The organism is Dictyobacter alpinus (assembly GCF_003967575.1).
Lineage (GTDB): Bacteria > Chloroflexota > Ktedonobacteria > Ktedonobacterales > Ktedonobacteraceae > Dictyobacter > Dictyobacter alpinus.
Window position 1 is genome coordinate 3,944,916 of sequence record NZ_BIFT01000001.1, and the last position, 23,499, is coordinate 3,968,414.

A 23,499-nucleotide genomic window follows, 5' to 3' on the forward strand; every position below is an offset into this window, starting at 1 on the left:
CAACATAAAAAAGCAAGCGTGACTATTATATGTGTCCGCTTGCTTTTTTCATACTTTTGCAAGGTCAATATTTGCCTTCGCGCTCCACCGCCGAGTTGTGCGAGATGCGCAGCAGGATACCGACGATGATAAAGTTGGCCAGGATGGCGTTACCACCATTGCTCAGGTAGGGAAGGGGTATACCAGTCAAGGGCAGTAACTTCAGGTCACCAGCGGTAATAATCAGCGTTTGCAAGGCGAAAATCGAGGTCAGTCCAGCGGCTAGCAACTTGCTAAAGGAATCAGTGGCTTCTGCGGCAATACGGAAGCCACGGTGGACGATCAACAAGTAGATACCAATGATGGCAAAGAGGCCAACCAGACCGAACTCTTCCGCATAAGCGGTAAAGGCCATATCCGAGTCAATGACCGGTACCCCGACAGGAAAGCCCAGGCCTAAGCCACTCCCGAGAATACCGCCACTGGCCACATTAATGAGCCCCTGATAGACCTGATAACCTTTATCCTGAGCGAACGTATTTTCTGCATCGGTAAGATGGGCCCAATCAGCCGGATTGAATGCCACGGTCGCAAAGCGATTCTGCACATAAGGTAAAAGACTATAGCCAATCACTGCTAGCACCACAAATGTCAGCAAACTGACAAGCACATATGATTTCTTGCCGGTGGCGACATAGGTCATACACAAAAAGAGACTATAAACCAGCAGGGCCAGTCCCAACTCACGCACAACGAGAAAGCTGAGCAGTCCAATGCCGAGCATAAAAAGCATTGGTCCCAGTTGCCTGAGTGGAGGTAAACGTAATGGACCCAGTCGATAGTGCCCCTCAGCTAACACGTCGCGATTATCATTGAGGTAGCCCGCGAAGAAAATCACCACACCAATTTTCAAGAACTCGGACGGCTGTAATTTTAATGGACCAAAACCGAGAGTGTCGCGGGTGGGATCTGCGTTTTTGAAGGTCAGAATACCTCTGATCACGCTGGGAAGAATGACGGCAAAGCAGAACAGCAGCCAGGTGTATTTATAGCGGGAGAGCCAGCCAATATTGCGCAAGATAAACATCGTGCCCAGACAAATGGCCAGGCCAATGATGACCCATATTAATTGGCGCGAGCCAAGGGTAGGAATAGGGCCTCCAAAGCGTTTCAGCATATCGGGTCCCAGGCGAGTCAACATCACGACACCCAGGCCGCTGAGCAAGGAGACCAGGGGTAACAGCACCTGATCGGCTTTGCGGAAAAAGATATTTAAGACGACATGGACCACCAGAACCGCCGCGATAAAGCCCAGAATGGGGATCAAGCCATCCAGAATCGGCAAATTCTTCAGGTTGTTCAGGGTGGTGGTATCGTTGCTTGAGCGAATGATGAGCAATTGGGCCATCAGTAACAGTAATATAAGGCCTGGGAGAATCAGTAGACCTAATTCTTTCCAGCGATATTGGCGGAAGGCTCCTGTTGCTCGTTGCGACATGCTTTGTTCCATAGTATCAGACCTCATATACATTATCCTGATTGTGACTAATCACATTTTAAATGATGTTCAATATTTTCCTTCCCGCTCTACTGCCGAGTTATGTGAGATGCGCAGCAGAATACCCACAATAATAAAGTTGGCCATGATCGCATTACCACCATTGCTCAGGTAGGGCAATGGAATACCAGTCAAGGGTAGTAACTTCAGGTCGCCAGCCGTAATCACCAGAGTTTGCAGGGCGAAGATTGAGGTCAACCCGGTTGCCAGCAATTTGCTAAAGGTATCAGGCGCCTCAGCCGCGATGCGAAAGCCACGGTGCACGATCAGCAGGTAGATTCCAATAATCGCAAAAAGACCAACCAGGCCAAATTCCTCTCCATAGGCAGTAAAAGCCATATCTGAGTCGATGACTGAGACTTGAGCAGGCAAACCCAGGCCGAATCCACTCCCTAAGATGCCACCGCTCGCCATATTGATCAACCCTTGATAAACCTGGCCGCCACCTCCATTCCTAAGAACAAAATCGTCTTCTTGGGGAGTCAAATGAGCCCAATCAGCAGGATTAAAGGCAACGGTCGCAAAACGACTCTGGACATAGGAAAGCAGACTGTAGCCAATGAAGCCGAGCAAGAGAAAGGCACCCAGGCTGACGATGACATAGGATTTCTTGCCGGTAGCGACATAGGTCATACACAGAAACAGGCTATAGACCAGTAGGGCCAGTCCTAGATCACGCACCACCAAGAAACTTAGGAGGGCAATGCTAAGCATGAAGAGCAAAGGCCCAAGCTGGCGCAGGGGCGGTAGACGTAATGGTCCCAGGCGGTAGTGACCCTGAGCCAGGATGTCGCGGTTATCATTGAGATAGCCCGCGAAGAAAATGGCCACGCCAATTTTCAAGAACTCAGAAGGCTGTAATTTTAACGGTCCAAAGCCGAGAATGTCACGGGTTGGAGCACCACTCTTGAAGGTCAGAATACCCTTGATGATACCTGGAAGGAGGACGGCCATGCAGAAGAGGAGCCAGGTATACTTGTAGCGTGAGAGCCAGTTGATATTACGCAAAACAAACATGACAATCAGGCAAAGCGCTAGTCCAGCTAAAACCCAGAGCAGTTGTTTTGAGCCTAAATTAGAGATAGGTCCACCATGGAATGTAGGGATGTCTGGTCCCAGGCGGGTTAGCATCACGACGCCCAGGCCGCTAAGCAGGCAGACCAGTGGCAACAGCACCTGGTCTGCCTTACGGAAAAAGATGTTTAAGATAATATGGACCACCAGAACCGCCGCGATAAAGCCCAGAATGGGGATCAAGCCATCCAGGATTGGCAGATTTTTCAGGTTGTTCAAGGTGGTGGTATCGTTGCTTGAGCGAATGATGAGCAATTGGGCCATCAGTAACAGTAATATAAGGCCTGGAAGAATGAGTAGACCTAATTCTTTCCAGCGATATTGGCGGAAGGCTCCTGTTGCTCGTTGCGACATGCTTTGTTCCATGTTACCAGACCTTATATACAGTATCCTGATTGTGGCTAATCACATTTTAAATGATGCTCAATACTTCCCTTCGCGCTCTACCGCCGAGTTATGTGAGATGCGCAGCAGAATACCCACAATAATAAAGTTGGCCAGGATCGCGTTACCACCATTGCTCAGGTAGGGTAATGGGATACCGGTCAAGGGTAGTAACTTCAGGTCGCCAGCCGTAATCACCAGAGTTTGCAGGGCAAAGATTGAGGTCAGCCCGGTTGCCAGCAATTTGCTAAAGGTATCGGAGGCTTCGGCCGCGATGCGAAAACCACGATGCACGATCAGCAGGTAGATACCAATAATGGCAAACAACCCCACCAGGCCGAACTCTTCGCCATAAGCGGTAAAGGCCATATCCGAGTCAATGACCGGTACCCGTGCTGGTAGACCCAGGCCAAAGCCGCTCCCGAGAATACCGCCACTGGCAACACTGATTAATCCTTGATAGACCTGGTTCCCATCACCAAGGGCAAATTCATCCTCTTTTGGGGTCAGATGGGCCCAGTCGGCAGGATTAAAGGCGACGGTTGCAAAGCGGTTTTGCACGTAGGTGAGTAGGGTGTAGCCAACCAAGCCCAGGACGATAAAGGCGGTCAAACTCACAATGACATAGGATGTTTTGCCGGTGGCGACATAGGTCATGCATAGAAACAGACTATAAACCAGCAGGGCCAGTCCCAGATCGCGCACGACCAGGAAGCTTAAAAGGGCAATGCCCAGCATAAAGAGCAGAGGTCCAAGCTGGCGCAAAGGGGGCAGGCGCAGTGGTCCCAGGCGATAATGGCCCTGAGCCAGGATGTCGCGGTTATCATTGAGATAGCCCGCGAAGAAAATAGCTACGCCAATTTTCAAGAACTCTGAGGGCTGGAGCTTTAACGGTCCAAAGCCGAGCACGTCACGGGTGGGAGCACCACTCTTGAAGGTCAGAATACCCTTGATAATACCAGGAAGGAGAACGGCCATGCAGAAGAGGAGCCAGGTATACTTGTAGCGTGAAAGCCAGTTGATATTACGCAAAACAAACATAATCGCCAGGCAAATAATCAAGCCAGCTAAGACCCAGAGTAATTGTCGTGATCCCAAATTAGAGATCGGCCCGACTGGGCGAGGGATATCGGGACCCAGGCGCGTCAGCATGACGATACCCAGACCACTGAGCAGGGCGACCAGTGGTAGCAGGACTTGATCAGCCTTGCGGAAAAAGATATTTAAGATGAAATGCACGCCTAAAATAGCTGCGATAAAGCCCAGGATGGGGATCAAGCCATCCAGGATCGGTAAATTCTTCAGATTGTTCAGGGTGGTCGTATCGTTACTTGAGTGAATGATGAGCAACTGAGCCATCAACAACAGTAATATAAGGCCTGGCAGAATCAGTAATCCTAATTCTTTCCAGCGATATTGGCGGAAGGCTCCTGTTGCTCGTTGTGAAATTGCTTGTGCCATCGAACAAAACCTCGTGTATCTAGCAGCAGGAATGTGTGCTGATAAGAAGTATGGTTGAATAAGGGAAGGCAACCTTTAGCGGTTGCCTCAAGATTATTGCGTGAGTTTGAATTGAATATATCCGACGCGGACAATATCGCCAGATCGAGCTGGCACAGGTTCACGGGCCGGCTGATTATTGACGTATGTACCGTTGACACTGCCTGCATCTTGTACATACCAGACACCATTACGGAACCAGAGTCGCGAGTGTTCTGATGAGATAAAGTTATCCGATATCTGAATCGTATTGGTGGGACCGCGCCCTATAGTTGTTTGCTGCTCCAGATCAAAACGCATGCCTGGTTGTACGATGGTGCTGGGACCACTGTCGACCACAATCAGGTGACCGAGGGCCTGCGCGATACGACTCGCATCAGGATTATCTCCGATCGCGGCCGTCTTGCGCAGGTCGCGTGTAATGGCGATTACTACCTGCATTAAGAAAAGATAAAGCAGAACAATGAATAAGAGACGCAATATAAGTAAGAATACTGGTAGTTGCATAGAGCGGAGATCTCACCTTCTCTCGAAGTAAAAATCATAGCTGCCTATGGTGAATTGATCACCATTGCGCAGAGTATGTTGGCGCATATGCGGCGTATTATTGATTGTAATTCCATTTGTACTGCCGAGATCATAAATGCCAAATTGTCCATCTGGCTGATATTTGATTTGTGCATGATAACGAGATACACGTTTATCTTCAACGATGATATCATTGCTCAGTTGTCGACCGATATTGACGAGTGGTTTTTCGATGCGATAGGTCTGTTGTCCTGCCTGCGGCAAACGAATAGTAAGCCAGGCCTGCGGCATAGCTGGCGCTTGCTGGGTAGGTGGTATGGTTGGCACCACTCCTGAGTTACCCTGATGACCATGTCCGCTATACTGGTTGGCGCCAGAATGGGAGCCTTGCATATTCTGGTTAGGTGAGCTGTTGCCCCCAATACCTGGAAGTTGCTGATTAGGTGCTAGCTGAGCGCGTATCTGCGCTAATTGCTCAGCACTTAAGGCCTGCGTTGACATTAAACCTTCGCCACTACCATTGTTACGTGGATCAGCCTGTTCCGTCTCAATGCGTACTGAGCCGGCACGTAGAGACGTATCGGAGTGCAGACGAATAATCGGCACTGTTTTCAACGTATAGTGTCGTCGGCGTGCAAACTCCACCAGATGATTTTGCCAATCCCGGATAAGGGCGGCCTGGCCAGGTGCCATCTGTTGATGATCATTTATACTGAGATAAATATCATACACATTTGGTGATAAACGGCGACCCTCACCTTGCAACATCGTATTGTCATCCATGGCCCGCTCTAATTTTCGTGCCACCTCAATCGGTTCCATCTTGGATGGGAACAATCGATTGAACGGACCCTCAATCATGCGTTGCATAAATGCTTCTAATTTTGCGAATGGGTTTTGGCGAGCGTTCAATGGCTCACCCTCCTGCTCACTAAAATCTGACGTGCTTGTTGCGCGTCGATAGAAATCTGATTTTTCAAAGCATCAATTCCTGAGAAACGTTGTTCCCCACGTAGATGTTCAATGAACTCGACTCGCAGGTAGCGGTCATAGAGATCCATAGTTACATCCAGTAGATGAACTTCTACAAGACGTTCTTTTCCATTAAACGTAGGACGAATACCAATATTGGTTACACCATTATAGACGGTAGAAGAATCTTCCGGGTCACTTGTCTCACTGTCATGAATAGTAACCCTTACTGCATATACGCCGTTGGCGGGAAGAAGTTTGTGATTATCGGGACGAATATTGGCGGTTGGGAAACCCAGCAACCTGCCACGTTCATCACCGTGAACAACTGTCCCCCCCAGAATGATGGGGTGGCCGAGCAAGGCATTGGCTTCAGTAATACGTCCCTCACTGACCAATGACCTGATACGTGTACTGCTAATGCGCATCTGGCGGTCCTGTTCTAGGGCCAGTGCGCGTACCTCGATCCCGTGTTGTTGTCCATATGCTTCCAGAAAGGCCACATTTCCCATGCGATTATGACCAAGGCTAAAGTCCGAGCCCACGATCAGCCCTCGAATAGAAAAACGTGTGCAAAGGTTATTCATAAAATCCTCTGCCGACTGCGCCGCCACTTCGGGTGTAAAATGGATGACGATCGAGTCTTCAATCTGGCCATATTTTTTGGCCAGAGCTAATTTTTCTTCTAGCGTGGTTAGATACAACACATTTATATCTGGTCGCACAACCATCAATGTATGTGGCGCAAAGGTCACCATCACAGGTGTACACTGCAGCGCCTGTGCCATCGCGCGAACCTCGTGAAGCAAGCGTTGGTGTCCAAGGTGGATGCCATCGAAATTTCCGATCGTAATCGCGATAGGAGTCCGTTCTGCTAGGGTTGTCTGGTATTCAGTCATGTTTGTAGAGGTCCTCTTCCATGGCTACCTGTTTGGAAGTGCCTGTTCCTTGTTAATCTCTCGTTTATAGTACCACAGCCGGTGCATGCTCGCAATAAAGGCATGATTGTACAGGACCATGCTTTAAACAAGAACTTTTTTAGGCTTCCAGAGTTGTTGTTCAGCATCCCAGCTGGCAATGGCTAAAAATTGTCCATTGACACTATAGACACGTCCCAGTTCGGGTTGTTCAGCGTTGGGGAGGTTTGGATAGGCAAAGGCATTGCCATGTGTGACGCGCCGGGTAAGTTGTTCATCGAGGTGAAGGGCTGGATAATTCTGGAGCGCGAAATCGGCGGGAAAGAGCCGTTGTTGTAGCGTTCCCTCCTCCTGTGCGGCGGCTAGTTGTGCCAGGGTGACACTCTCGGCCAGCATAAACGGACCACTGCGGGTACGGATCAAGCCGGTGAGGTAGGCCCCATAACCCAGGTACTCGCCCAGATCGTAGGCTAGTGAACGGATATATGTTCCCTTGCTACATGTGACGGCCAGCGTGAGGTGTGGATTTTCCCAGGCCACAATCTCCAGCGATAAGATTTTTACTTGCCGGGGCTGCATGACAACCTCGGTTCCCGCCCGTGCAAGTTTATAGGCGGGCTGTCCTTGAATCTTGATGGCGGAGTAGCGTGGGGGCATCTGCATCTGTACGCCCATAAAGTGCGGAAGGACGGTGGCGATCTGTTCACGGGTCAACTGGGATGCATCCGTGCTCCGTAACACCGTCCCCTCAGCATCATAGGTATCGGTCACTGTCCCAAAGGTAACAGTTGCCTGATAGGCCTTGCCACTTTCGCTCAGGTATTCCGCTACCCGCGTTGCCTGTCCCACACAGATAGGCAGGACCCCGCTGGCCTCTGGATCCAGGGTGCCAGTATGCCCGACACGCTTTTGCTTCAGGAGCTTGCGTATCCTGGCGACCACATCATGGGAGGTCATATGCAGATCTTTATTGATATTCAGAATTCCGTCCACCACGCTTTATATCTCTCCGCTTTTTATTTATGCTTCCACATTATTTATGGCGTTTTTACTCACCCGCTTGCATGGCAAGCTGCTGATCTGTTGTACGCATCTCGCGCTCAATCTCTGCCAGGACCAGGGGGATCGCCTTGCTCATCGGCTGCTGAATGGTAGCGCCAGCCGCGCGTGGATGTCCACCGCCACCCAGACGCATACAGATGGCTGCTACATTGTATGGCTCGTTGCTACGCAGACTGATACGCGTCTCAGCCGGATTCCCATAGTTTTTAAAGAAGGCGGCCACCTGGACCCCCTCGATATCGCGCAACATGCCTGAAGCGTTGGTATCCATATCGTTGGTCGCCCCAGTGGCTTGCAGGGTTTCATCGGTTGCAAAGGACCAGATCAGGCGTCCATCTAAGGCTGTCTGCGCGTTGTTGATAGCCGCGGCAGTAAAACGCATCTGTGCCAATGGATGGGTGCGGAAGATTGGTTTGACGATGACATCAGCGCTGGCTCCGGCTTCAATCAAGGCCGCACCAACCATCATGGTACGTGGTGATGTGCTGGGATATTGGAATGAGCCTGTATCGGTGATCAGACCGGTAAGCAGACAGACCGCAGCATCTTTTGAGAGTGGCAGGCCGCCCTGCTGTTGAAATAAGACGATGAGTTCTGTGGTAGAAGCTGCCAGTGGCTCAATAATATTGACCTGCCCACAACCGTTACTACTGATATGGTGATCGATATTGAGGATTGTTGCCTGATCTAGAAAGGCCTGATGCTGCTCATAGAGCGCGCCATAGCGGCTTAACTCACCGGCATCCAGTGCGATCACTAGATCAAAGTGTTCATCGCCCAGTGTCGTTTGCAGGGTTTCGACGCCAGGCAGAAACGAAAACGATCGCGGCGCAGGGTCAGCACAGGCGGGAACACATGTTTTTCCAAGCTGGCGTAAGATATGAGCAAAGCCGAGTGCGGCCCCCAGGCAATCCCCATCTGGATGCTCATGAGCGAGCAACGCAATACGCTCTGCTCGCTCAATCAATGCCATCGCCTGTGTGAACTGGGTAGGATTTAATTGTTCTGCCAGAGAATCGGTTCCTGGACAAAATGATGCGTTCATTCCACCTCTTTTTGTAGGCTGGCTGCCTCTTCTTGCAGGCTGGCGGCTCGTTCACGATCCTCTTGTTCAACTCTGCTGATCAAGCCCAGGATACGTGCGCCCTCTTCAATTGATGTGTCGAGTTTAAATGAAAGGTCTGGCATATAACGTAACGTCAGGCGTGTCGCAAGCTCATGGCGTAAGTAACCACTGGCATTTTTCAGCCCCTTCATGGTCTCCGCCTGTTCTTCAGGCGTACCCATAACACTCACAAAGACGCGTGCGTGGCGCAGATCGCCACTGACCTCGACGCGAGTAATGCTAGCAAAACCGACGCGTGGATCTTTGATCTTGGTGCGAATAAGCTCACTGAGGTCTGCCGTCATCAATTCGCCTAGTTTTTCTTGTCGATGAATATTTGGCATGGTCATTCCCTTCAACAATGCCGGGGTGGCTAGCGTACCAAAGTGCGCTAGCCACCCCATCCACTGCATATTATGCTCCAGGTGCTACACGCTCCTGGGAGTATGCCTCGATGATGTCGCCAACCTCATAGGCATTGAAGTCTTCCAGCAGGATACCACATTCGTATCCAGTCAGTACTTCACGTACATCGTCTTTACCACGACGTAAGGAGGCAACTTTACCATCCAGGACTTTCTCATCTTTACGCATCAGGCGAACCTGCGAGCCACGTGTAACTTTACCATCCAGTACACGACAACCAGCAATGACGGTCTTACCTGATTTAAAGGTCTGCATAATCTCAGCATGTCCGTCGACAACCTCGCGGAAGGTTGGCTCCAGCATACCGACAAGGGCGGCCTGAATATCTTCGATCAACTTATAGATGACATTGTAGTAGCGGATGTCCACGCCTTCGCGTTGGGCCTCGCTGGCAGCGGCACCATCAGCTTTGACGTTAAAGCCAATAATAATAGCTTTAGACGCGGCAGCCAGATGAATGTCGGTCTCACTGATATTACCGATACCTTCACGGATCAGGCGTACCTTCAGGTTTTCCTCACCCAGTTTGGAGAGGGAACCCTTGATCGCTTCGAGTGAACCCTGGACATCGCTCTTGATGACCACGTTCAGCTCTTTGACCTTACCTTCTTGCATCTGCATATACAGTGTATCCAGGCTGACCTGACCCAGTGGTGTGGCCTCGCTCTTACGTTTCTCGCTCTCATTCTCGGCCTGTTGCTTGGCTGTGCGCTCGTCTGCGGTCACCTCCAGACGATCACCAGCGTTTGGTACCTCGGGCAAGCCCAGGATACTGACTGGTGTGCTTGGTGTGGCCTTCTGGATACGCTTACCACGATCGTTGAACATGGCGCGTACTTTACCAGAGATCGAACCAACCACGATATTGTCACCCATTTTCAGGGTACCCTGTTGGACCAGAACGGTGGCGGTAGCACCACTGTTTTTCTCCAGGCGGGCCTCGATGATGACACCAGTGGCCAGACGATTCGGATTGGCTTTGATGTCCTGTACCTCTGAGACCAGCAAGATGTAATCGAGCAGCTCATCGATACCTTCACCGCGACGGGCAGAGATCGGCACACAGACCGTATCACCACCGTACTCTTCGATGACGACCCCGATCTCGGCTAACTGTTGTTTGACGCGATCAGGATTGGCGTTGGCTTTATCAATTTTGTTCAGGGCGATGATTATGGGCACTTTAGCGGCGCGTGCATGATCGATCGCTTCACGGGTCTGTGGCATGACACCATCATCTGCTGCGACAACAATGATGGCCAGGTGGGTAACCTGAGCACCACGGGCACGCATGGCGGTAAAGGCTTCGTGACCGGGTGTATCCAGGAAGGTGATCTTCTTGCCGTTGACCTCAACCTGATAGGCACCAATATGCTGGGTAATACCACCGGCTTCACCGGCAGCTACCTTTGTTTTGCGGATCGTATCCAGCAGGGAGGTTTTACCATGGTCGACGTGACCCATAATGGTGACGACCGGCGGAATGGTAACCATATCCTCTTCGTCACGTGTCGCCATCATGGCTTCGTTAGCGGAGAGTGGTCGTTCGCCACGAACAGCAGGATTCTCCACGGCCGCGATAGGGCTGGGCTCAAAACCTAGATCCTGTGCGACCAGTGAGGCCTTGTCATAATCCACAACCTGGTTAATGCTGGCAAAAATTGCATGCTTATTAATCAGATCACGAATAACTTCGATGGGTGTGACTCCCAGCATTTCAGCCAGGTCTTTCACCACGATCTGTGGTGGCAGAGAAATCGGACCGGTTGGCTTCTCTTTCACTGGTGCTGTGCGGCGTTCCTGTGTGCGCTGTGCGCTATGCCCACCGGGACGACCACCTGGGCGTCCGCCACCTGGGCGTCCACCGTTTGGACGAGGTGCTCCAGTACCCTGGGGCCTGGATGGTCCACTGCCCTGGGTTCGAGGTGCTCCACCTTCACGATCGCGGCTACGATCACGATCGCGATCACGGCTGCGATCACGTTCTGGTGCATGTGGTGCCGGGGTAACGACCGCATTATTTGTGGCTGGTCGAGGACCCGAGGCATTGCCTCCGCGATAAGGAGGACGTGCTCCACCACCGGCAGGACGGGAAAATCCACCCTGTCCCTGGCCACCAGCAGGACGAGGTCCACCCTGTCCCTGGCCACCACTGTATGGAGGACGAGGTCCACCCTGTCCCTGGCCGCCATTATATGGAGGGCGAGGTCCTGATGGCTGATTGGGATTGCGGTTATAACCGCCTGGACGAGGTCCACCCTGTCCCTGGCCACCGTTATTATTATAAGGGCGATTACCCTGATATGGAGTTGAAGGACGAGACGCCTGATCACCATCGCGGCGAGGCGCGGCGGGACGTGGTGTCGGCTGATCGCCATCGCGGCGAGGTGCGGCAGGACGTGGTGTCTGCGGTTGATCTGCCCCTTCACGACGTGCTGGAGCTGGGCGAGATGTTTGCTGTTGCGGCTCTGTCGTTGGAGCTGCATCAGTTGGCGTTGCTGTACGACGCCGAGGCGCTGGTCTTGTCTCCTGTTCCTGGCTGCCCGTTGTTTGGTTCTCTGTTTTTGGGCGTGGGGCGGACCGAGGTTTCGGTGTGGCTGGTTTAGCCTGCGTCTGTTCGGTGCCCTCTGGAAGTTCTGATATATCTCTCATGAAGAAGACTCCCTTTCTTATAGATCATGCGCCACAAGTGGCGGCGGAATCTCTCTTCACAGCCATAAAAAAGGTCTGCCCCCCGTTCCTAAAGGAAAACAGGGTGACAGATCCTCGTTGGTGCAGTGCCAGGCGAATATCAGTCTGCGCTCTCTGGCGTAGAAACTATGGTTATATAATCATAGCTAATCGCTCCGCAAACATTCGCTTACAGCTGCCCTGTGTACGAGGGGCTGTGTCTCTGTCAAGAGTAGAGAAAAAACGAAACATTGTTCAATCCTCATCTAACCCGGAGATCAGATGCCAGTATTGAAAGATCTATCCCCCCATCGGGGATAGGAACAATATACATTACTAGGTCAGTATAGCTTACTGGATAGATCCTTGCAATATCATAACATGCATTCAGCTCAGCTGCAGAGCAGCGGTGTGCGTCAATAGCGTGTATGGACGTTTTTTTATGCCTGATGTATGCGATAAGGATGGGTCTACCCACTAAACTGTTGATATTATGCTTTTGTCTCAGCTGCATTCTTACGACTTGATGGTACTTTTGTCGTTTTTGCCGTAGATGGCTCGGGCTCATCTTTTGGCAAAGTAGCGACATACTCATCAAGGGCTGCACGATCTTCAACTGAGATTTGTGTCTCGAAGACCTGTTCCAGGCGATGATCTTTGAGCGCCTTCTGCCAGCAAGAAAGTTTGGCGCAGAGGTAAGCTCCTCGGCCAGACTTCTTGCCGGTGGCATCGATCATGACTTGCCCTTCAGGTGTACGCACCACGCGTAGCAGCTCGCGCTTAGATTTATTTTCTCGGCAAGCGATGCAGGTACGCAGTGGCAGATGTTTTTGTTTCTTGGGTTGTTTGTTTGCTGTTTTCACCAGACACTCTCCCCTCCCTAATCGCGATCATATCCATATCCAGAGTGACTATGGCGGCTTCCCCGTTCTCCACGGTCGCGGCCACCACGGCGAGACCCTCCACCATTATTGTCTCGATCATGACGTCCAGATGAACGCTCGGAACGTTCGCGGCGTGGATATTGGCTACCCGCGCTGCTGGTCTGCTCGGCCAGTTCTGTAACCGGTTCCTCAAACACTTCACCTTCTGCTGGCTTGGTGACATCTACCCGCCAGCCGGTGAGCTTGGCGGCCAGGCGAGCATTCTGCCCATCTTTACCAATCGCCAGTGAGAGTTGTTTCTCCAGAACCGTTACCAAAGCTGTATGATCTTCCTCACGCAATTCAACTTTAAGTGGTTTTACCGGACTTAACGAATTCGCTACAAAGGTAGCTGTATCAGGGCTCCACTGGATAATATCAATTTTCTCATCATTCAGCTCACGCACAATATTATTGATACGCGACCCACGTACACCGACGCAAGAGCCGATCGGATCAAGTCCTTCCTGGCGTGCCACTACAGCTACCTTGGAGCGACTTCCTGGCTCACGTGCAATACCTTTGATTTCGACGGTCCCTTCATAGATTTCAGGAACTTCAGACTCGAACAAGCGGCGTACCAGGTCCCGATGCGTTCGTGAGACAAGAATCTGGAGCATGCGACCCTGAACGCGACGTACGTCATAGACAAACACACGAATACGCTGGCCGTGACGATAGTTCTCGGTCCCCACTTCTTCACTGGGTGGCATATAGCCTTCTACTTTATCCACCTGGTCAAGGTCAAAATCAAGTGACCAGCCACGAACAGGATCTTTGCGGGTGAGGGTACCCAGGCGGATCTCGCCGATCCAGTTTTTAATTTGATCATAGAGGTGCTCATGTTCAGCTTCGCGAATACGTTGCAGAATCACCTGTTTGGCTGTCTGGGTTGGAATACGGGCGAAGATAAAAGAAGAGTCAACATCCACAAATTGTCCAAGTGCTGCATTTGGGATGAGGCGTTGGGCTTCTGCCAGGGAAATCTCTTCGTTAGCGTCCCTTACCTGGGCAACGACTCTTTTGGATGCCCACACATGGACTTCCCCGTTTTTGTCAACTTCGATACGGACATTTTCACCGCCGCCGAAGCTTTTACGGTAGGCCGCTAACAGGGCGGTGGCTACGGTTTCCATTACCACTTCGCGGGGTAGTCCCTTTTCGGCAATCAGCTGTGCGATAGCCGCTTGAAATTCGCTCCTCATATGCCATGTTCCTCCCGCTGGCGCCCGGTAATCATACATCATTTTTTCGAGTGCAATAGAAAAAAGGTCTCTAGCAAACAGAAAAGTGGGGGATCCCCACTTTTCTTTACATGTTTACTTAATTCTGTAGCTATTATATCACGGAATTCGCCGTATGTAAATGAGATTATAAGCTCCCAACATCCCATGAGATATGTGTGAATAGCTATTATAGCATAGTTATGGCCTGGTCCTCTAGAGCGGCATTTATCCAATCTATGCAACCGCTATTCTGCTTCACCATGAGGACGCCATTGGTTCAACTTGATGATGTTGCGGAGCCGCAAGCTCTTATTTTGGGCGTATCGGTTGAATAGCTATATATTCACCATTAATATCGATTATCTTGACTGAGATCTTTTTGGCTTTGAACTGCTTTTCAACTGATTGCTGCAAACTTGTATAACGACGAGAAATCAAATATGATGCATAAGGATCTTTATTCACTATCTCCATATAAGGCTTATATTTGTTATTGTTCCACTCAATCAAGCCATTATTACGATAGTTATAGCGGTAGGATGCGCAGATAATGCTTGCCTGGGTCTCGAAGTTAAGGCGATAACTCACCCAATAATCTGCATAAAGATGGGTGATCTTATAATATTTGAGTTTTTCAATAAGTTGCTGCTCAGTTTGTGTGGCAGCCTGGGCAGTCGGAATCTGTACCACAGTCAAATATGTACCATAAAGAGAGATACATAGCAGGAGCGATAGTATACTTATACAGATAGCTTTACCTGCTTTTTCAAGTCCTGCCTTGTTGGGATTGACTGAAGACGTGAGGGCAGTGGCGCCAGACCAGAGTGGCCAGAGGAGTGCTGGTAGACCTATCCAGACGCCAAGCAAGTAACGAGCATTTGCACCTGGACCATTGATTACCGTGGCGCTCCGTAGATATGGGAGGAGTGTGCCCAGGATACCGGCTATGAGTATCAGGCGGGTACAGTTGAGTATTATTATTCGACGCTCTTCAGGCGAGCGTGTTCGCCAATGGAATGGGAAAAGCATTTTTATCAGCGCCCAAGCTGCCAGACAGGTTGCAATCACAGCGAGGAGTACAAAACCAATAGACCAGATACTGTTAGTTACAGTGCAATAGCTATGCCAGTAGGTGCCAAATCCCCAATAGCTCAAAAATGAATACTCAGATTTATAACAGGTTGGACTTCCCGAAATAGTTGGTAAACTGACTATGAACGTATTTTTAATTTGTAAGAGCAGGGTTTGTATGTTCAGGGGTACGTGTCCCAGTTGGCCTACAAGTACAGAAATGGTATCGTGATGGATTGGTGCATTGAGATTGTAAATAATAAGGGGAATACCGCCACATAGGAGACCGATAAGAAAAGCCAGAATCGTGCCTTTAAAGAAAAGCTCGCGTAATGTGAAGAGTAAAAGCAAGCTGGAACAGGCTACCCAGGGTAAAATAAGGGTATCGTTCCATATTCCCAATGTTATTGCTAATCCCCAGAGAAAGAAAAGGCCATATCTTCTTACTTGATACCAGAAATCACCGCCAGGTATTGTGAGAGCCAATCTGAGTCCGATTGCCAGTGATAAGGTGGCGAAAAACACTGTTTCTGCATAGCCACCAATCGCGATGAGTTGTCGTGAAAGCATTGCGGCCGAGCCAAAGCTGAAGAGTGCAACCACAAAGAGCGCAAAACGTTTCGTATAAAGTTGCGCAACGAGAAAATACATGCTGAGTAAGAAGCCTGCATAGAGGGTGACCATGCCCAGGCGCAATGTGAAGACTGAAGGACTAAGAAATGTAAAGAAAAAAGCACCAAGATATGCCTGTAAAACTCCCATGTAGTCCTGGTCATAGAAAAGAATTGGTCGGGCCCCTTGCTGGATATGCATTCCCATCAAACCCATTGTGCCTTCATCACTATTAGGCAGAGGCCAATTGTAATAGGCGAGAAAGACACGTAAGGTGATGGCAACACAGAATAACACCATGAGTATTGCCATTTGCCAATTCAGTTTAAACTTTTTTATCTTCATGTTCGTTATCAATTGTGCCTCTTTTAGAAGTAAATATTTTTGACACTTTCTCAAAATACAATAATTTAAATATGCTTGGTTTTTTTATCATAAGTGAGTAGCTATTGGCTTTTCAAGCGAATAGCAAAAAAGGCTAATTTCAACTAACACTCTCTCCTCTAAACACAATTATTTGCCGCATATTAAATCTGGCAGGCCATATGCTATACTTCTATATAGATATATGAACCTCGCTATTGAGCAGTAAAAAGGAGTCATAGTTATGGCGGTATCTCATGTCATCGAAGACGAACAGGCACTGATAGCAGCAATTCGTGAGATTGCTCAGGAGCGCGTTGCTCCTCGTGCGGCAGAGATAGATCATAGTGGGCAGTTTCCCTGGGATATGAAAGAGTTGTTGGCGCAACAGGATATTTTAGGGATGCCTTTTCCTGAGAAATATGGTGGCATTGGTGCCAGTGAACTGGCGATCGTGATGGCAATTGAGGAGCTTTCTCGTTGCTGCGCCACGACCGGCTTGATTCTGGCGGTACAGCAGCTAGGTAGTCTGCCAATCTTGTTAGGTGGAACTGAAGAGCAGAAGCAGAAATATTTTCCACGCCTGGCTACTGGCGAATGGCTGGCAGCCTTTGGTTTGACCGAGGCAGGGTCTGGTTCAGATGCTGCCGCGATGACGACCCATGCGGTCCGTAAGGGCGATACCTATATTCTCAATGGCTCCAAGCGCTTTATTACGAACGGTGGCCTGGCTCAGGTTAATTCTGTTTTTGCCCAGACCGATCCTTCTAAAGGCACGCGTGGGATCAGCGCCTTTATCGTAGAAAAAGATTTTCCTGGTTTCTCGGTTGGCCGTATCGAAGATAAAATGGGTATTAAAGGTTCCCAAACCGCGGAACTGATCTTTAACGACTGTGAGGTGCCTGCGGAGAATCTATTGGGACGTGAAGGAGATGGTTTTAAGCTAGCGATGATGACGCTGGACCGGACGCGTCCTGGTATTGGCGCGCAGGCGGTGGGTATCGCGCAAGGGGCCCTGGATCTGGCCGTTGCCTATTCCAAGCAGCGTGTGCAGTTCAATAAGCCGATTGCGGAGAATCAGGGCATTCAGTTTATGCTGGCTGATATGGCGACCCAGGTTGAAGCGGCACGCTTGATGGTCTATAACGCGGCTGAAATGATTGATCAGGGCAACAAATCCTTGAGCAAATATTCCGCGATGGCTAAAATGTTTGCCTCAGATGCCGCTATTTCGGTAACCAACGACGCCATTCAGGTGCTTGGTGGCTATGGGTACATGAAGGAATATCCGGCCGAACGTATGATGCGTGACGCTAAAATTACGCAGATCTATGAAGGAACCAATCAAATTCAGCGCCTGGTGATTGCCCGTGCCCTGCTGACGGCGCAGGCATAACGTGTGCTGCGCACGCTTGCAAAAGGAGGATTGGTCGCGGTACCGCGACCAATCCTCCTTTTGCGTTTAGACATGTTTGATCAATACCTTGTCGATACGCCTGCCATCCATATCAACGACCTCAAATACGAAATCCTCAATCGTCACTTTATCGCCGGCCTTTGGAATACGTCCCATCTTCGACAGTAGCATACCGGCCAGGGTATGATAATTGCGGTGTTCTTCCTCATCTACTGACATCCCAATTTTCTTGCGCACCACTTCATGATCAGTCATGGCATCAACAAGCCAGCTTCCATCTTCACGTTGGACAATCGCGCTATCCTCTGGCTGATCATACTCATCATTGATCTCTCCAACCAGTTCCTCCAATACATCTTCCAGGGTCACCAGTCCGGTGATCTGGCTGTATTCATCGATGACCAGGGCGATATGAATACCTTTACGACGGAACGTGGTCAGCAGATCATCCACATGTTGGAATTCCGAGATAAAGAAGGCTGGACGGGCCAGGGAGCGTAGATTTATCTCCTCCTCCTTTTGATTCGTCGTGCGTGATCGCAGCAAATCTTTGGCGTAGAGGACACCAATAATGTTATCGAGGGTCTCTTCATAGATGGGAAGGCGCGTATAGCCGGAGCTCATGAATGTTTCGATGACCTGTGGGAATGGTGTTTTGACTTCAACAGCCACGATTTCGGTGCGTGGCATCATGACGCTACTCACGGTACGATCGGTAAAGCGGAAGACGCGATTAATAAACTCTTCCTCTTCAGTTTCAACGGTACCACTAACCGTACCTTCACGGGCCAGATAAACAATATCCTCTTCAGTGACCCCCTCCTTTTTATGTTCGTATTGTCCCACCAGACGGAGGATCAAGTTAGTTGAAAAGGTCAGCAGGCCGACGACTGGCCTGGCGATTTTTGATAAACGATCCATGAAAGGAGCCACAGCCACGGCGATTTTTTCAGCTGACTGAAGGGCCAGACGTTTGGGGGCCAGTTCGCCAATGACCAGTGAAAAATAGGTAATCATCATAACGACCAGGCCAAGGGCAATGGTATTCGCGTATGGTTGCAAAACTGGAAAGGTTGAGATCCACCTTGACAGAGGTTCACTGACACTGGCGCCACCAAAGACCGAGGCCAGCGTACTGATCAGCGTCATACCGATCTGAACGGTGGCCATGAAGCGATCCGGATTTTCGGACAGCTGTAGGGCCTGTTTGGCGCTCTTCTTGCCTGCATCTGCCTGCTGTTGCAAGCGACCGCGACGCGAAGAAACAATTGCAATCTCAGAGGCTGCAAAAAAACTATTGGCGAGAATCAGAACAAAAATAATGATGACTTCAAAGCCGGGAAAACCACTCATTGTGTATCACCTTTTTACTTTTTACTTTAATATACCATTCCTGGCGATTGTGCCTATCACTCAGAGATAAAATATTCAGGGTAGTTCTTATAATACGGCTTAAGAGGGGATAGAGGAAACAGATCAATCCTTATGGTTAAGGGGAGGGTGGAGGAGAGAACAGCTGTTCTCTCCTCCACCCTCCCCTCAGAGATCCGTAAACGCTATGGGTGCGGAGTGTCAGGTGCTGAATTATAATCCTATTGAGCAGGACTTTCAATCGCACGGGCGATGATTTCAGAGATGTCTTCGACCTTCATTTTCTCTTCGGCCTCGACGCCTTTGATGCCATCTTCAAACATGGTGATGCAGAAAGGACAGCCAGCGGCTAGAACTTCGGCGTTGGTATCCAGGGCCTCATTAACACGGGTCTGGTTAATACGTTTGCCAACTGTTTCTTCCATCCAGACGCGACCGCCGCCACCGCCACAGCAGAAGCTTTTATTGCGGTTGCGTTCCATCTCGGTAACGCCCTTGTCATTGATGACCGTCAGGACGCGTCGGGGCTCGTCGTACGTGTCATTGTAACGGCCAACATAGCAAGGATCATGATAGGTCAACTTACGTTTATCAAAACCAGTTGGTAACTTCAATTGCTCGGCGGCCATCAAGTTATCAATAAACACCGTGTGGTGGATCACTTCATAATCACCACCTAGTTGTGGATATTCGTTTTTGATGGTGTTAAAGCAGTGTGGACAGGCCGTAATGATGGTGCGATGTCTGGTTGCCGTCGCGGTTGCCATCTTTTCTACTGCCCGTGCTGGCTCGGTTTTTTCCGCACTCTCGGTTGCAGTATCGTCAGTTTTTGCACTCTCGGCTTTCGTATTAAAGCCATAGCCATTGAGGGTCTCAATGTTTTGCATGGCCTGCATCTGCCAGAGATATTCATTGCCGATACGGCGGGCTGGATCACCGGTACAGGTCTCCTCAGGACCAAGGATGGCGAAGTTGACATTAGCCGCTTTTAATACCTTGGCAACCGACGTTGCTACCTGTTGGTTACGGCGATCAAAGGATCCCATACAGCCAACCCAGTACAGAACTTCGGCCTCAGGATTCTCTGCCAGCAGAGGAATTTCCAGGCTGGCGGCCCACTCGGCCCGCTTGTCGTTGCTGATCTCCCAGGGATTACCGTTGCGCTCGATATTGTTGAAGAGCGAGGTCACTTCTTGTGGAAAATCGCTCTCTTCCATCACCAGGGAACGACGCATATCTACGATCTTTGGCACATGTTCGATTGAGACCGGACAAATCTCGACGCATGCCATACAGGTCGTACAGGCCCACAGAGCTTCTTTCGAGATGATGCCACCGATCATAGGCTCATGATGCGCCTCTTTTTCCGCTGGTGTCTTATCGGCTTTCAGACCAGCAATGCCCAGTTTATTGTAGATTGAGTTCTCTCCCAGGATCTCGCCACTGCGCACAAATAGAGCCTCTTTAGCGCCCAGGATAATCTCTTTAGGATACAGTGGTTTGCCGGTATTGAGCGCGGGACAGACCGTGTTACAGCGTCCGCACTCGGTACACGCATAGCCATCCAGCAACTGCTTCCAGGTAAACTGCTCTACTTTAGAGACGCCATAATCTTCACGCTCTTCCAGATTCTCGATTAAGGGGAGTGCGCCTTTAGGTTTATAGCTACGGAAAAATACATTGAAGGGCGTGGCCATCAGGTGCAGGTGCTTGGAGCGGGGGAGATAGACCAGGAAACCAAGCACGGTGAGCATATGCAGCCACCAGAAGCTACGATAGGCTATGATATTGGTCTGTTGACTGGCCTGACCCAGCAATGGATGGAAGAAGGCTCCGATCGGTGTCCATGCCGCGCCATTGCTGGCTGCGTATTCAAAGCCTTCAACCAATGCCAGGGTAAGAATGACCAGCAAGATCAGTCCTAGAATAATAAAACCGTCCCATGGACCATGGAGTGCACTGTTAAGCTGGCGTGGACGAACGATACCACGTCGAATGGCGAAGACCACCAGTGCGAAGGCTACCAGGACTACAAATACGTCGAGTATAATGGCGAAGACATGGTTATCGCCAAGAAATGGCAATGAGCCATTAAATGCTCCCAGGATCAGATTCAAGAGTCCAAATTGGATCAGGATAAAGCCCCAGAATGTAAAGAAGTGGGCAATACCTGGAATAGGATCGCGTAGTACGCCGCTCTGTCCCAGCACAACCTTAAAAAATGCGCCGATGCGCTCGTTGAGATGATCGGTGCGGTCCTCGGGCTGTGCTTTGGTCAGCAGGGTAACCAGTTGACCGGCACGTATCCCAAAAAGGACCAGGGCCGCCAGGAATAGCAACACAAAGAGCGTGGTACCGAGCCATCCCCCGGTTGGTGAAATTGCAGGGGGAGTCATATGTAAACCTCCATTGGTTGGGGCGCAGTTACTGTGTGCCCTGTTTGAGGATGCGTATCTATGGATGCATTCAGGTGAAAGCGGCATACCATAGACGATCACTTGTAGGTGTCTATGGTATGTTTGCTATTCACTTACTGCTACTTACGCTTTACGGCGTTTGATCTCATTACTGAGCTGTGGCAGGATGCTTACCGCGTCTCCGATCACACCCAGGTCCGCTGAGGCAAAGATCGGTGCATGCTCATCTTTATTGATCGCGATGATATACTTTGAGCCCTTCATGCCTGCCAGGTGCTGAATAGCTCCGCTGATACCGGCTGCAATGTAGAGTGTCGGCTTGACCGTTTTGCCGGTCTGACCGATCTGATAGCTATAGGGTAGCCAGCCAGCGTCTACGATAGCACGGGTCGCGCCAGGAGCGCCTTCCAGGATAGCTGCGAGCTCTTCAACATAGTGATAGTTCTCAGCCTTGCCTAATCCTCGTCCACCGCTGACAATGACCGCGGCATCTTCAAGGGCAGGACCCTCGCTCTTGACTTCGACCGTCTCGATGACTTTGATTGTCTGTGACTCGGTGCTAATCGTTGTGTTGATATTTTCAATTTCAGCTGTCCGCCCATCATACTGCTCAACCGAGAAAGCTTTGGGCCGGGTAAGTACGATACCTGGACGCTGCTGCGTGAGGGTGGCCGTCACCACCGTCTCGCCGCCCCAGGGAACCGTCACTTTAAGTCCATCATCTCCAAGGGCCAGATCCGTGGCATCTGTGATCAATCCCATGCCACTACGCATACTCAGACGGGCGGAGATATCACGCAGATCGTACGTTGTAGGTAGGAGTAACAGGGTCGGCTGATGTTCCGCAAACAACTTGCTAAGTGTTTCGACCGCTGGCAGGGTCAGATACTGATCATAAGCGGCATCGGCATGGACATAAACTTTTTCCGCGCCATACTGTCCCAGGGTAGGAGCAACCTCGGCGGCGCCATTTCCCAGTACGATAGCCTCGGCTCGTCCCAGTTTGGCGGCTTTGCCCAGCACTTCCAGGGATGAGCGCACAGGCGCTCCACCTTCCAGTTCTACCAGAACCCAAATAGTGTTTGCCATTGTAAACCTCCTAGAGTAACTGGTAACGCTGCAAGAATTCCGCAATCTGTTGCGCGGCGTTGCCATCGTCTTTGATGATTTGACCGGCGGCGCGGGCTTCCGCGGTCCCAATACTTAGAACTTGTTCACGTGCTCCAGCTTCGCCAACCTGAGATGCCTCGAGACCAAGATCGGCCAGGCCAACCTGTGAATATGGCTTCTTTTTGGCGCCCATGATACCTTTCATGGTTGGGTAAATGGCCTCGAATGAGCCACTGGCAATGGTAATCACCGCTGGCAGTGAGCTTTCGACGGTCTGATAGCCCTTGGGGATGACGCGTTTGATGATGGCTTTCTGACCTTCAATGTTTACTTCGCGTGCGAAGGTCAATTGTGGGATACCCAACGACTCTGCAATACCACCGGGCACCATACCAGTATAACCATCGGTGCTCTCGGTTGAGCAGAAGATGAGCTCTGCGCCCTCTTTTTTCAGCAATGCGGCTAAGACGCGAGCCGTCGTGCCAGCATCCGAGCCGGCCAGAGCAGGATCGCTGATCAGGATCGCACGGTCAACGCCCATGGCTAATGCTCTGCGCATTGCTTCCTGAGCGGTGGTTGGACCCATGCTTATCGCGACCAATTCGCTATTGCCAATTTTATCACGCAATTTGATTGCTGCTGAAATAGTGCTCTCATCGCCTGGATCTAGTACAAGCGAAACGCCATTGCGTACGAGCCGTTTTGTATTGGGGTCAAGTTTACTGACAGTAGTATTAGGATCAGGTACTTGTTTTATACAAACAAAGATCTTCATTGCAATATGCCTCGTCTTCTGTTGTGGGGGGACGTAGGA

18 protein-coding genes are annotated in these 23,499 nt (G+C 50.4%); 1 reads left to right on the top strand and 17 read right to left on the bottom strand.

What is annotated here, in order from left to right; translation table 11 throughout:
• Nucleotides 1–64 precede the first annotated feature (64 nt).
• The 13 genes from EL633_RS15570 to EL633_RS15630 form a co-directional block, all read right to left on the bottom strand.
• Complete coding sequence (locus EL633_RS15570; RefSeq protein WP_126628060.1) at nucleotides 65–1,477, bottom strand: FtsW/RodA/SpoVE family cell cycle protein; 1,413 nt, start codon at nucleotides 1,475–1,477, stop codon at nucleotides 65–67.
• Between the two features lie 69 nt (nucleotides 1,478–1,546).
• On the bottom strand, nucleotides 1,547–2,965 hold the full coding sequence (locus EL633_RS15575) for an FtsW/RodA/SpoVE family cell cycle protein (RefSeq protein WP_126628061.1): 1,419 nt from the start codon (nucleotides 2,963–2,965) through the stop codon (nucleotides 1,547–1,549).
• 69 nt (nucleotides 2,966–3,034) lie between these two features.
• The gene (locus EL633_RS15580; RefSeq protein ID WP_246039146.1) at nucleotides 3,035–4,456 is read right to left on the bottom strand and encodes an FtsW/RodA/SpoVE family cell cycle protein; all 1,422 of its coding nucleotides are present in this window, start codon (nucleotides 4,454–4,456) and stop codon (nucleotides 3,035–3,037) included.
• Between the two features lie 93 nt (nucleotides 4,457–4,549).
• Entirely contained in the window at nucleotides 4,550–5,002 is a 453-nt protein-coding gene (locus EL633_RS15585; RefSeq protein WP_126628062.1) for an FHA domain-containing protein, read from the bottom strand.
• Nucleotides 5,003–5,014: 12 nt separating this feature from the next.
• Nucleotides 5,015–5,935 carry an FHA domain-containing protein gene (locus tag EL633_RS15590; protein WP_126628063.1) on the bottom strand — a complete coding sequence of 307 codons (921 nt, stop codon included), beginning with the start codon at nucleotides 5,933–5,935 and terminating at the stop codon, nucleotides 5,015–5,017.
• Nucleotides 5,932–6,894: a bifunctional riboflavin kinase/FAD synthetase gene (locus EL633_RS15595; RefSeq protein ID WP_126628064.1), complete on the bottom strand. Its 963-nt coding sequence runs from the start codon at nucleotides 6,892–6,894 to the stop codon at nucleotides 5,932–5,934. Before EL633_RS15595 ends, EL633_RS15590 begins: the two co-directional genes overlap by 4 nt.
• A gap of 123 nt (nucleotides 6,895–7,017) precedes the next feature.
• The gene (truB, locus tag EL633_RS15600; RefSeq protein WP_126628065.1) at nucleotides 7,018–7,908 is read right to left on the bottom strand and encodes a tRNA pseudouridine(55) synthase TruB; all 891 of its coding nucleotides are present in this window, start codon (nucleotides 7,906–7,908) and stop codon (nucleotides 7,018–7,020) included.
• Nucleotides 7,909–7,960: 52 nt separating this feature from the next.
• Nucleotides 7,961–9,019 carry a DHH family phosphoesterase gene (locus EL633_RS15605; protein ID WP_126628066.1) on the bottom strand — a complete coding sequence of 353 codons (1,059 nt, stop codon included), beginning with the start codon at nucleotides 9,017–9,019 and terminating at the stop codon, nucleotides 7,961–7,963.
• Nucleotides 9,016–9,492, bottom strand: a complete 477-nt coding sequence (rbfA, locus tag EL633_RS15610; RefSeq protein ID WP_246039147.1) for a 30S ribosome-binding factor RbfA — start codon at nucleotides 9,490–9,492, stop codon at nucleotides 9,016–9,018. Before rbfA ends, EL633_RS15605 begins: the two co-directional genes overlap by 4 nt.
• A 1-nt stretch (nucleotide 9,493) precedes the next feature.
• Entirely contained in the window at nucleotides 9,494–12,157 is a 2,664-nt protein-coding gene (gene infB / locus EL633_RS15615) for a translation initiation factor IF-2 (RefSeq protein ID WP_126628067.1), read from the bottom strand.
• A 509-nt stretch (nucleotides 12,158–12,666) separates the two neighbouring features.
• Nucleotides 12,667–13,038: an RNase P modulator RnpM gene (gene rnpM / locus EL633_RS15620; RefSeq protein WP_126628068.1), complete on the bottom strand. Its 372-nt coding sequence runs from the start codon at nucleotides 13,036–13,038 to the stop codon at nucleotides 12,667–12,669.
• A 17-nt stretch (nucleotides 13,039–13,055) separates the two neighbouring features.
• Nucleotides 13,056–14,303 carry a transcription termination factor NusA gene (gene nusA / locus EL633_RS15625; protein WP_246039148.1) on the bottom strand — a complete coding sequence of 416 codons (1,248 nt, stop codon included), beginning with the start codon at nucleotides 14,301–14,303 and terminating at the stop codon, nucleotides 13,056–13,058.
• Nucleotides 14,304–14,633: 330 nt separating this feature from the next.
• Nucleotides 14,634–16,307: a glycosyltransferase family protein gene (locus EL633_RS15630; RefSeq protein ID WP_126628069.1), complete on the bottom strand. Its 1,674-nt coding sequence runs from the start codon at nucleotides 16,305–16,307 to the stop codon at nucleotides 14,634–14,636.
• A 307-nt stretch (nucleotides 16,308–16,614) separates the two neighbouring features.
• Here EL633_RS15630 and EL633_RS15635 point away from each other — a divergent pair, with 307 nt between their 5' ends.
• Entirely contained in the window at nucleotides 16,615–17,766 is a 1,152-nt protein-coding gene (locus EL633_RS15635; RefSeq protein ID WP_126628070.1) for an acyl-CoA dehydrogenase, read from the top strand.
• A gap of 66 nt (nucleotides 17,767–17,832) precedes the next feature.
• Here the strand turns inward: EL633_RS15635 and EL633_RS15640 are convergent, their stop codons facing one another.
• The 4 genes from EL633_RS15640 to EL633_RS15655 form a co-directional block, all read right to left on the bottom strand.
• Entirely contained in the window at nucleotides 17,833–19,140 is a 1,308-nt protein-coding gene (locus EL633_RS15640; RefSeq protein ID WP_126628071.1) for a hemolysin family protein, read from the bottom strand.
• Nucleotides 19,141–19,379: 239 nt separating this feature from the next.
• Nucleotides 19,380–21,554 carry a (Fe-S)-binding protein gene (locus EL633_RS15645; protein ID WP_161982173.1) on the bottom strand — a complete coding sequence of 725 codons (2,175 nt, stop codon included), beginning with the start codon at nucleotides 21,552–21,554 and terminating at the stop codon, nucleotides 19,380–19,382.
• Between the two features lie 144 nt (nucleotides 21,555–21,698).
• A complete protein-coding gene (locus tag EL633_RS15650; protein ID WP_126628073.1) occupies nucleotides 21,699–22,664 on the bottom strand; it encodes an electron transfer flavoprotein subunit alpha/FixB family protein in 966 nt (321 codons plus the stop codon).
• A 10-nt stretch (nucleotides 22,665–22,674) separates the two neighbouring features.
• Nucleotides 22,675–23,460, bottom strand: coding sequence for an electron transfer flavoprotein subunit beta/FixA family protein (locus tag EL633_RS15655; protein WP_126628074.1), 786 nt, complete (start codon nucleotides 23,458–23,460; stop codon nucleotides 22,675–22,677).
• Between the last annotated feature and the right edge of the window lie 39 nt (nucleotides 23,461–23,499).